Genomic DNA, 10,119 nt, shown 5'->3' on the forward strand with positions numbered 1-10,119 from the left:
ACCGCTACTACAAGGGCGGCGAGCACGCCGACACTTGTAGTAGCGGTCGGCCGGGCCGGCCTTCACCACGCCGGCGAAGGTGTCGCAGAGATAGACCTGGGCGTCGGAACCGAGGGCCTGGACGCGCTTGGCCATCAGGCAGCCCGTGCCGCCGCGCCAGACGCCGACCTCCAGAATGTCGCCCGGGACCTTCAGCGCCTGGTCGACCAGTCGCCACAGCTCGAAGGCCCGCAGGTGGTCCACCAGGGTGTTGGGCTGGACCGTCCGATAGACGTCCTGGAATTCCGCGTCGTCCAGCCAGGGCGCGTAGGTCGCATGGGGATGAACCGGTTCGTATCCAAACTGCATCGGCTCGATCCTCGAAGCTGAACACGCCCTCAATGCGGGGGCGCGCCGGGCCGCGTCAAGCCAGATGGGCTCAGGACGAGCCGACGTTCATCCACACCGACGCCGTCTCGCCCGGCGCCAGGATCTTGATCCCGCTGTCTTCGCCGTTGAACGGGTCGGGGCGGTTGGCGACCGGCTCGGCGCAGACGAAGTCGGCGCCCGGCGGCGAATAGACGTGCAGCCAGCGGCACTCCGGCGAGGCGGTCAGGGTGGTGCTGGCCCCGCCCGGCGCCGACAGGGTCGCGACGCCGTTCCAGCCCGTGTAGCAGTTGTCGATCAGCTCACTGACCGCCGTCGGCGCGCCGGCCGCCCAGTCCGAGCGCCAGACGCCCTCGACCTGGGTGGTGGGCAGGCAGTCGTCGTCGATCAGCCAGACCCCGGTGACGCCTGCTTGCAGCCGCTCACCGTCGCGGGCCGGGAAATAGGGATGGAAGCCCAGGCCCGCCGGCATCGGCTCTATGCCGGTGTTGGTCAGCGACAGTTCCTGGCGCAGGCCTCCCTCGCCCAAGGTGAAGCGCTGCTCGGCGCGATAGGCCCAGGGCCATTCGCCGGGGGTGTGGTCGAAGGCCAGCACGGCCTCGGCCTCGCCAGACGACACCACGCTCCAGCCCCCGCGCCAGGCCTGGCCGTGCAGGGCGTGCGGATGGTCGCCCAGGTTCGGCGACAGGACCACGTCGTGGCCGCCGAAGCTGAAGCTTCCGTCGCGGATGCGGTTGCAGAACGGCGCGAGGGCGAAGTTGCCGGTGTCCAGCACCTCGGTCGCGCCCGCCGGCGTCGGTCGCAGCAGATCCCGGCCGTCCCAGGTGAACCGACCCACCGAACCGCCCAGGGCGGGCAGCAGCTCGACGCGGGCGCGGGCGGTTTGCAGGACGAGAACGGTCATGGAGCCTCGAGAGGGAAAGCGACAACGCGGCTTGCCTAGGCGGATCGGCGCCGCGAAACAAGCGCCCTTCCCCAACGTCGCCCTAGGCGCGGCGAGGCGCCCGTCGCATCATCGGCCAAACCCGAAAAGGGGGGCAGAGGCGGAGCGGATGAACAGACCCCTGGACGGCGTGCGCATCGTGGCGGTCGAGCAGTACGCCGCCGGCCCCTACGGCACCCAGCTGCTGAGCGAGTTGGGCGCGCAGGTGATCAAGATCGAGGCCCCGTCCCTGGGCGGCGACATCAGCCGGAGCCTTGGGCCCTACTTCCTGGCCCCCTCCTCCCCAGGGGGCGGCGACAGCCAGTTCTTTCAGACGTTCTCGCGCGGCAAGCAGTCGGTCGCGCTGGAGATCAAGACGCCGGAGGGCCGGGCTGATTTCGAACGCCTCGTGGCCGGCGCCGACGCCGTGGTCAACAACCTGCGCGGCGATCAGCCGGAGAAGCTGGCTATCCGCTACGAGGACCTAAGGGCGATCAACCCCGCGGTCGTTTGCGCGCATCTGTCCGCCTACGGACGAGACAACAGCCGCGAGGCCTGGCCGGGCTACGACTATCTGATGCAGGCCGAGGCGGGCTTCATGACCCTGACCGGCGAGCCGGACGGACCGCCCGTGCGGTTCGGCCTGTCGATGGTCGACTTCATGACCGGTTCGGTCTTCGCGCTGGGCATTGTCTCGGCGGTCTTGAAGGCCCGGTCCAGCGGGCTGGGCTGCGACGTCGACGTCTCGCTGTTCGACGTCGCTCTGCACCAGACCTCCTATCCGGCGGTGTGGGCGATGAACGAGGGCCACCAGGTCGGCCGGCCGCCGCGCGGGGCCCACCCGTCGATCAGCCCGTCCCAGCGGGTGAAGACCCAGGACGGCTGGGGCATGCTGATGTGTCAGACCCAGCGGTTCTGGGAGGTCTGGTGCGACCTGGTCGGCCGGCCCGAGCTGAAGACCGATCCCCGCTTCGTCGACATGCCCGCGCGCCGCGCCAATCTCGACGCCCTGACCCCGATCCTCGACGCGATCATGGAGCAGCGGACCGGCGCCGAATGGATGACCTATCTGGGCGGCCGCGTGCCGTTCTCGCCGATCGCCGACCTGGCCGATGCGCTCGACAATCCGTTCGTGGCCGAGGTGGCGATGCGCGACCACATCGACCATCCGGCCCGGCCCCAGGGCCTGGACATGCTGGCCTGCCCGATCAGGATCGACGGCCAACGCATGCCCGCCGCCCGCGCTCCGGCCATGGGCGAGCACAACGACCTACTACTGGGGAAGCGCCAATGAAGCTCGACGGCGTCAAGGTTCTGGACCTGTCCCTGTTCCTGCCGGGTCCGATGCTGACCCTGATGATGGCCGACCACGGGGCCGACGTGATCAAGGTCGAGCCGGTCGGCGAGGGTGAACCGAGCCGCCACATCGGGCTCTCGACCAACGAACAGACCGTGTGGTTTCGCAACACCCATCGCGGCAAGCGCTCGGTGCAGTTGGATCTGAAGAGCCCCGAAGGCCAGGCCGCGTTCTGGGCGCTGGCCCAGGAGGCCGACGTGCTGGTCGAGGCCTTCCGGCCCGGCGTGGTCGATCGGCTGGGCGTCGGCTACGCGGCCGTGAAGGCGGTCAATCCGAGGATCGTCTACTGTTCGATCAGCGCCTTCGGCCAGACCGGCCCCTATCGCGACCGCCCGGCCCACGATCTGGCCGTCGAGGCTCTGGCGGGTCTCGTCGCGTTGAACGAAGGCCAGGACGGCAAGCCGGCCATGCCCGGCCTGATGGCCGCCGACGCCCTGGCCTCGCTGACGGCGTTGTCGGGCGTGCTGATGGCCCTGCTGCGCCGGGAGAAGACCGGCCAAGGCGACCATCTCGACGTCGCCATGCTCGACAGCCTGATGGCCTGGACGCCCAACGCCACCGGCCCGGTGTTCGCCGAGGATCGCGCCAACGTCCCCAAGGCCGAGCGCTCCTGGGGCGGGGCGGCGATGTTCAATCTCTACGAATGCGGCGACGGCCGGTGGATCGTACTGGGCGGCTCGGAGGTGAAGTTCGCGGCCAACCTGCTGGAGGCGCTGGGGCGGTCGGACCTGCTGGACTACGCCAGGCTGCCGCCCGGTCCCGGACAGGAGCCGCTGCGGGCGTTCTTCCGCGAGACGTTCAGCACACGGACCCAGGCTGACTGGGAGACGTGGTTCGAGGGGCGCGACGTCTGTTTCGCGCCGGTGCGGAGCCTGAAGGACGCCTTCGACGATCCGGCGGCGGCGGCGCGGGGGATGATCTCCAGGGATGCCGAGGGCAACGCGGTGGTGGGGACGCCGATCCAATTTCGCGAGGAGCCTGGAAAGGTTGAACCGAGAGCGCCGACTTTGGACGAGCACGCCGGCGAAGGCTGGCGACGAGGCTAGACGCCCGTGGCTCACCCACTTGCCCCCACCTGACCGCTTCGCGGTCTGTCCGCCCCCATTGGGGAGCGGAGGAGATCGTACCGCGCCCTCTTCCCCCTGTGGGGGAAGACGATCGCGAAGCGATCCGTAGGGGGCAAGTGTTCGGTGCAGAGCCTATCTAGCAGYCGCCACAGTCCTCACCGCCGGCGCGTTCTCCCACCCCCCGCCTAACGCCAGGAACAGGTTCACCTGATCCGCCGCCAACGCTCCATCCGACGCCGCCAGGGCCGCCTCGGCCGTGGCCAGGGTCCGCTGGGCGTCGAGGCCCGTCAGGTAGGGGCTCTTGCCGGCCCGATATAGCATCTGGGCTTGGCCCTCGGCCGTGGCCGCCTCGTCTCGGGCCGACTTCAGCGCCGCGTTGCGGTCCAGCTCGTGGGCGTAGACGGCCAGGCTGGTCTCGGTCTCGCGCAGGGCGTTCAGCACCGCGCCGTCGAACCGGGCCAGGGCCGCATCGGCGCCGGCTTCCGTGGCCCGGATACGGGCGTGCTCGCCCTCGCCCGGTAGGGTCCAGCTGATCAGCGACGACAGGCCCCAGCGGTTGGCCGGCGCGGTTCCGATGTCGGCCAACAGGCCAGTCGAGCCCGCGCCCAGGCCGAACGAGACGCTGGGATAGAGGGCGGYCGTGGCCACCCCGATCCGCGCCGTGGCCCCGGCCAGGCCGCGCTCGGCGGCGCGGATGTCGGGCCGGCGCTTCAACAGGGCCGCGCCGTCGCCGACCGGCAGCGGCTGGGACAGCTTCGGCGGGGCGACGCAGGCCTCGACCTGGCGCGGAAATTCGGCCGGGGTCTTGCCGGTCAGGGTCGCCAGCCGATACAGCGCCGCGCGGCGACGGCTCTCGAAGGTGGGGAGGGCGGCCCGCGACAGATCCAGCTGAGCCCTGGCGCGGGTGACGTCCAGGCTGGTCCCGCGACCGGCGGACACCAGCTTGCCGGTGACCTGCAGGCTGCGCGATTGCAGATCGACCGTACGCTGAGCGACAGCCAGTTCGTGACCGCTGGCGCAGGCCTCGACATAGGCGCGGGCGACGTCGGCGGCGACGCTGATCCGCGCCAGGTCCAGAGCCGCCTGGCCGGACTCCGCGTCGGCATGGGCGGCCTCCGAGGCGYGCTTGATCCGCCCCACCAGATCGACCTGATAGGAGACTCTCAGCCCGACGTCGGCCAAGTTCTCGACCGGCAGTTGCTCGGCCTTCAGAAACTGCTCGCCGGACTCCCGGGAGTGCATGGCCGCCGCCGAGGCGCCGACCGTGAACCCGCCGGCGTCATCGGCCTCGCTGGCCACGGCGTGGGCGCGGGCCAGGTTGGCGGCGGCGACCCGCAGGTCGGTGTTGGCGGTCAGGGCCTCCTGGACCAGGCCGTTCAGGATCGGGTCGTCATAGAGCTTCCACCAGCCTTCGGGCACGGGAGCCTGGCTGACGGCGGAGTTGGCGGACTCGATGAAGGCGCCCTGGGCCGTGGAGGCGTTGAGCTTGGCGGCCTCGGGGACCTTGTAGTTCGGACCCACCGTCGTGCAGGCGGCCAGGACCGACAGCGAGACGGCGGCGGCCATGATGCGAAAGGCGCTCATCGGCCGGCTCCGGTCGCCAAGCCACGCCGGTCCTTGCCGTCGAGACCCAACACCGCCACCGTCGCCGTGCGGCCGGCGATCATCCGCAAGTCGTCGGGCGTCTGGTCCAGGGCCACCCGCACCGGCACCCGCTGGGCCAGGCGCACCCAGCTGAAGGTCGGGTTGACGTTGGGGAGTAGGTTCGCGCCGGCCACGCGATCGCGGTCCTCGATGCCGGCGGCGATCGACTGAATGTGTCCCTTCAGAACGCCCGGCTCGCCCATCACCCGCACGCTGACCGGCATGCCGATCTTCAGGCCCGACAGCTTTGTTTCCTCGAAATAGCCCTCGACCCGGAACGAGCGGCTGTCGATCAGGGCCAGGACCGGCTTGCCCGCCGTGACATAGTCGCCGGTGCGCAGGGTCAGGTCCGACAGGAAGCCGTCGGTCGGGGCGTAGACCACGGTGCGCTCCAGGTTCAGCCGGGCGACGTCGCGGGCCGCGCCGGCCTGGGCCAGGGCGGCGTCGGCCTGCTCGACCTTGGCCGCGCTCTGCTCGGTGCTCTCGGCCGCGACCAACTCGCCTAGGGCCCGGTTGCGGACCAGTTCACGGCGGGCCTGGGACAGGGTGGCCCTGGCGGCGGCGACATTGGCGTCCGCTTGGCGCAGGGCCAGGGCGTAGCGTTCGCGGTCGACATGGAACAGCGGCTGGCCCGCCTTGACGGTCTGGTCGTTGACGGCCTCGACCCGGGTCACCAGGCCCGAGACGTCGGGGGCCACCTGGACCACGTCGGCGCGGACCCGGCCGTCGCGGGTCCAGGGATCGACCTGGTAATGGGTCCACAGGGCGCGTCCACCGACCATGGCGGCGGCGACGACGGCGGCGGTGACGGCGAAGCGGCCGATAGTCGGGAGAACGGTCTTCAGGTTGGGCATGGCTCAGACGATCGGCAGGGGGACCGCGATGACCGCGGCCCAGAGGATGACGAACAGGGCGGTGTCGAACAGCGCCGGGTGCCAGACGAAGCGGTAGGCGCCGGCCCAGGACAGCACCCGTCGCAGCACGAAGGCGGCGGCCAGGGCGATCAGGGCCGAGACGAGGACGGAGGACAGCAGGACGCCGTCGAGGTTGATCTCGCCGATCATCGGGCGGGCTCCACGACAGGGGACAGGTTCGGCGCGGGGGCGTCGGGGAACAGGTTGCGGCGCAGGCCGACCAGGCCGGTCACGCCCTGCACGGAGGCGTCCGCGGCGGCGTCACGCAGGGCGACATCAAGGCTCATCAGCAGGTCGGCGTCAGGCGGCGGGACGCGGCCGGCGGCCAGGGCGGCGAAGCGCTCGCCCACTCCGTCCAGCGCCGCGTCGAGACTGGCGCCGTTCAGATCCGGCCGGGCGCCCTGGACCGCGACCAGGTTCATGCCGACCCGCAGGTCGCGCAGGGCGTCGACGCCGATCAGGTCGCCGCGCGGATTGGGTTCGGCCAGCTTGGGGGTCAACAGGCCCAGGCGGTCGACCAGCACGCCGGCGAAGGCGGTGGGCTCCGGCGCGGCCTTGGCGCGGGCCAGGCGGGCGAGGCCCGTCCAGGTGCGGCCCAGCAGGCGCCGGGCGCTGGCGTCAGCGCCCATCGAGCGCAGCCCCGCCGTGACCATGATCGCCGCCAGCAGGCCGACGAACTGACCCAGATTAGCGTTCAGGAAGCTGGCGAAGTCGGCGCTGAAGCTCTCCTGCAGGGCCAGGGCGTTGGCGAAGCCCATGATCACCGCCAGGGCCGCGCCCATGGTCTTGGGGTTGGGAATGTACAGGCCCAGGAACACCAGCGGCGGGGCCATCACGGCCAGCAGCAGCGGGAAGCCGTCGATCGCCGGCAGCACGGCGAACATGTAGAGCGCGGCCAGCGGCAGGGAGAACAGCGAATAGAGGCCGAAGTTCTTGATGGCCGGAACGGGGTCGTCCATCGCGGCGAAGAAGCAGCAGAACACCGCCCCCATCACCGRAGCCGCCGCGCCGTCGCCCCAGCCGAAACCGATCCAGGCCACGCACGACAGCAGGATGGCGATCACCGCCGCCCCGCCCGACAGCAGGGCCAGGGGCAGGTCGGCATGCAGCTTGCGGCGGCCGGCCGTGGCGGCGGCGGTCTCCAGGGCCGGCGACAGCGGCGCGTCGGGATCGCACAGCCGGATCATCAGGGCGTGGGCCTCGCCCAGGGCCTGGACGGCCTCGGCCAGGCGCACCAGCAGGCTCTCGATCAGCAGGCCCGACCAGTCGACGCCGTCGCGTTCGGCGGCGAGCGCCTGCAGCCGCTCGACCAGGGCCAGACCGGGCTCGCGCGGGGCGCCGGTCTCGATCCAGACGGCGACGGCGTCCAGCGCCTCGCGGACGGCCGGATGGGCGACGTCCTTCAGCGCCTCCATGCGGTCGGCCAGGCCCGAGAGCAGCGGGATCAGCAGCAGCATGCGGTCATGGAAGGCCCGCACCGCGCCGGTGGTCTCGCGCAGCCGCGAGGTGTCGAACGGCAGGTGGACGGCCAGCAGGTGGATCTCGCTGGCGGCGGCGGCCAGGTGGCGGCGGTCGCGGTCCAGGGCGTCGGCGCCCCGGCCCTTCAGCACGTCCAGCGCCCAGCGGTCGGCCTCGCCCAGCCAGGCCGACAGGCGCTTGCGCAGCACCGTTCCCACGGGGCGCGGGAAGACCAGGCTATGGACCAGGGTGGCGCAGAGGATGCCCAGGCCGATCTCGATCACCCGCGAGACGGCGATCTCGAAGATCCCGCCGGGCTGGTTCACGGCCGGAAAGCCGATGATCGCGGCGGTGTATCCGGCCAGCATCAGGATGTAGGCGCGCGGCGTGCGGTCCAGCAGCGAGATGGTCAGGCAGCCGCCGACCCACAGGGCCATGGCCAGGCACAGCAGCACCGGGGCGTTGACCAGGTTGGGCACCATGGCCACCGCGGCGGCCGCGCCCAGCAGGGTGCCCAGCAGCCGGTAGACGGCCTTGGAGCGCACGGCCCCGGCCAACGGCTGGCTGACGATATAGGCGGTCGTCATCGCCCAGTACGGCCGGGGAAGGCCGAGGGCGAAACCGATATAGAGGGCGAGCATGGCCGCCGCGAAACTGTTCACCGAGAACAGCAGCGTCCATCTGTCGAGCTTGGGCATGGCGAAGCGGCTTCAGCCTTCCTCGGCCGAAGCGGCGGCGTCCAGCGCCGCCTCGAAGGCCGCGAAGGTGCGCACCGTGGCGGCCAGGTCCTCGGGACTGACGGTCGCCAGCAGCCGGGTGCGCAGTTCCTGGACGGCGTCCTCGACGACCACAGCCAGGGCGTCGCCCTCGGCGGTCAGGTGCAGGGTCTTGGCCCGACCGTCCTTGGGATCGTCGCGGCGCTCGACCAGACCGGCGGCGCACAGCTGGTCGAGGATGCGGACCAGGGACGGTCCCTCCACGCCAAGCTCCTCGGCCAAATGGCCCTGACGCATGCCGCCGCCCGACCGGGCGATGTGCAGCACCGGCAGGGCGCGGGCGTCCGACAGGTCGTGCTCGGCCAAGGCGCGGTTGACCTCGCGCCGATAGATCCGGGCCAGGCGCAGCAGCGAGCCGGTGAAGGTGCGTTCGTTGAGTAGGCGGGGAGACAGGGAAGATGAAACGGTCATGCGAACCCAGATAGGTAGCTTGCTATCGATATTAGATAGCATCCTATCTAGATTGCCGCAAGGCTTGGCCGGTGGACGATGACGCCGGGAATGGGCACAACTCCGCGTGACGCCTCCCGGTAGTTTGGGAGGCGCCGTCGGGGGTTACGCGTGGTCTGGCTTGGTATTCTCACTTTGGCGGCCTTCGCCTATGCCCTCTACCGCCGCGTGGAGACGCTGGAGGCCCAGGTCCGCGCGTTGGAAAGCCGGTCGGCCGCTATCCCGCCCGAAGACCACGCGCCGAAATCTGAGGCCTTGGTCATTCCGTCGGACGCCCCGTCGTCCAAGCCCGCCATGCCGACCTATCGGCCCGCCGCGATCCGGCCCGCCGCGCGGTCCGAAGCCCGGCCCTCCGTTTCACAGCCTATTTCGCCTCCGTACGCTCCGCCGTCGCCTTTCACGCCGCCCGTCCCCGCCTTCACCTGGGCCCAGGCCTCCACCTGGCTGGCCGAGAACGGGCTGGCCTGGCTGGGCGGCGGCGGGCTGGCGCTGGGCGGGTTGCTGCTGGTGGTCTACGCCGCTCAGCGCGGGGTGTTCACGCCGCCGTTCCGCATCGCCGCCGCCGCTATCCTGGGCTTGGCCATGGTCGCGGCCAGCGAGTGGATTCGTCGCCAGACCCAGGCGCCTGGCGGTCGCCACGCCCTGGCGGCGTCGGCCGCCGCCGGAGCTGGCGCGGTCACCCTGTATGGCGCGGTCTGGGCCGCCCACATCCTCTACGGTCTGATCCCCCTGCCCCTGGCCGCCGTGCTGGCCGTGGCGGTGTCGGGCGGCCTGCTGGGTCTGGCCTTGCTGCACGGCGAAGCCCTGGCCTTGCTGGCCTTGCTCGGCGCCTTCCTGGCCCCGGCAATCACCCGCGGCGGTCACTGGCCGCCCGTGACCCTGGACGCCTATCTGATCCTGGTCGCCGCCACCGGCGCGGCGATCACCGGCTTGCGCCGCTGGGGCGGGGCGGGCGTGGCGAGCCTGGGCGGCGTAGCGGTCTGGGCGCTGGTCGTGCTGTTCACCGGCAGGCCGATCGACGCCGCCGTCCTGATGGCGTTCGCCCTGGCGGGCCCGATCGCCGCAGTGCTCTGGCGTCGGATGCGCGAGCCTGACGAAGCCCCGCGGATCGATCTCTTCGCCCGCCTGCCGCTGATCGCCCTGATCGGGACCAGCCTGATCTCGC

10 protein-coding genes are annotated in these 10,119 nt (G+C 71.3%); 3 read left to right on the forward strand and 7 right to left on the reverse strand.

The window, feature by feature from the left end:
* Together AC1DZ6_RS10865 and AC1DZ6_RS10870 are read right to left on the reverse strand one after the other, a co-directional pair.
* A partial coding sequence (locus tag AC1DZ6_RS10865; protein ID WP_477097194.1) for a TylF/MycF/NovP-related O-methyltransferase occupies positions 1 to 348 on the reverse strand: 348 nt, incomplete at its 3' end.
* 70 nt (positions 349 to 418) lie between these two features.
* The gene (locus AC1DZ6_RS10870; protein ID WP_477097195.1) at positions 419 to 1,270 is read right to left on the reverse strand and encodes an aldose 1-epimerase; all 852 of its coding nucleotides are present in this window, start codon (positions 1,268 to 1,270) and stop codon (positions 419 to 421) included.
* Between the two features lie 148 nt (positions 1,271 to 1,418).
* On the opposite strand from AC1DZ6_RS10870, the gene AC1DZ6_RS10875 reads away from it, so the two are divergent.
* Together AC1DZ6_RS10875 and AC1DZ6_RS10880 are read left to right on the forward strand one after the other, a co-directional pair.
* Complete coding sequence (locus AC1DZ6_RS10875; protein WP_477097196.1) at positions 1,419 to 2,582, forward strand: CaiB/BaiF CoA transferase family protein; 1,164 nt, start codon at positions 1,419 to 1,421, stop codon at positions 2,580 to 2,582.
* Entirely contained in the window at positions 2,579 to 3,691 is a 1,113-nt protein-coding gene (locus AC1DZ6_RS10880; protein WP_477097197.1) for a CaiB/BaiF CoA transferase family protein, read from the forward strand. Before AC1DZ6_RS10875 ends, AC1DZ6_RS10880 begins: the two co-directional genes overlap by 4 nt.
* Positions 3,692 to 3,844: 153 nt before the next feature.
* Here AC1DZ6_RS10880 and AC1DZ6_RS10885 read toward each other — a convergent pair whose 3' ends face one another.
* Genes AC1DZ6_RS10885 through AC1DZ6_RS10905 form a run of 5 tightly spaced genes read right to left on the reverse strand, consistent with a single transcriptional unit; the run spans position 3,845 to position 8,810 of the window.
* Entirely contained in the window at positions 3,845 to 5,296 is a 1,452-nt protein-coding gene (locus tag AC1DZ6_RS10885; RefSeq protein WP_477097198.1) for an efflux transporter outer membrane subunit, read from the reverse strand.
* Complete coding sequence (locus AC1DZ6_RS10890) at positions 5,293 to 6,210, reverse strand: efflux RND transporter periplasmic adaptor subunit (RefSeq protein WP_477097199.1); 918 nt, start codon at positions 6,208 to 6,210, stop codon at positions 5,293 to 5,295. The genes AC1DZ6_RS10885 and AC1DZ6_RS10890 overlap by 4 nt, the downstream gene beginning before the upstream one ends.
* 3 nt (positions 6,211 to 6,213) lie before the next feature.
* A complete protein-coding gene (locus tag AC1DZ6_RS10895) occupies positions 6,214 to 6,420 on the reverse strand; it encodes a DUF1656 domain-containing protein (protein ID WP_477097200.1) in 207 nt (68 codons plus the stop codon).
* Positions 6,417 to 8,426: an FUSC family protein gene (locus AC1DZ6_RS10900; RefSeq protein ID WP_477097201.1), complete on the reverse strand. Its 2,010-nt coding sequence runs from the start codon at positions 8,424 to 8,426 to the stop codon at positions 6,417 to 6,419. The genes AC1DZ6_RS10895 and AC1DZ6_RS10900 overlap by 4 nt, the downstream gene beginning before the upstream one ends.
* A 12-nt stretch (positions 8,427 to 8,438) precedes the next feature.
* On the reverse strand, positions 8,439 to 8,810 hold the full coding sequence (locus tag AC1DZ6_RS10905; RefSeq protein ID WP_477097203.1) for a MarR family winged helix-turn-helix transcriptional regulator: 372 nt from the start codon (positions 8,808 to 8,810) through the stop codon (positions 8,439 to 8,441).
* 255 nt (positions 8,811 to 9,065) lie between these two features.
* Here AC1DZ6_RS10905 and AC1DZ6_RS10910 point away from each other — a divergent pair.
* On the forward strand, positions 9,066 to 10,119 hold a 1,054-nt coding region (locus AC1DZ6_RS10910), incomplete at its 3' end, for a DUF2339 domain-containing protein (RefSeq protein WP_477097202.1).

The organism is Caulobacter sp. P1_B12_2 (genome assembly GCF_056406675.1).

What these genes read in the sequence shown, in the direction of transcription:
- AC1DZ6_RS10880 (WP_477097197.1), top strand. Translation starts at nt 2,579, where the DNA reads ATGAAGCTCGACGGCGTCAAGGTTCTGGACCTGTCCCTGTTCCTGCCG.
- AC1DZ6_RS10895 (WP_477097200.1), bottom strand. Translation starts at nt 6,420, where the DNA reads ATGATCGGCGAGATCAACCTCGACGGCGTCCTGCTGTCCTCCGTCCTC.
- AC1DZ6_RS10870 (WP_477097195.1), bottom strand. Translation starts at nt 1,270, where the DNA reads ATGACCGTTCTCGTCCTGCAAACCGCCCGCGCCCGCGTCGAGCTGCTG.
- AC1DZ6_RS10890 (WP_477097199.1), bottom strand. Translation starts at nt 6,210, where the DNA reads ATGCCCAACCTGAAGACCGTTCTCCCGACTATCGGCCGCTTCGCCGTC.
- AC1DZ6_RS10875 (WP_477097196.1), top strand. Translation starts at nt 1,419, where the DNA reads ATGAACAGACCCCTGGACGGCGTGCGCATCGTGGCGGTCGAGCAGTAC.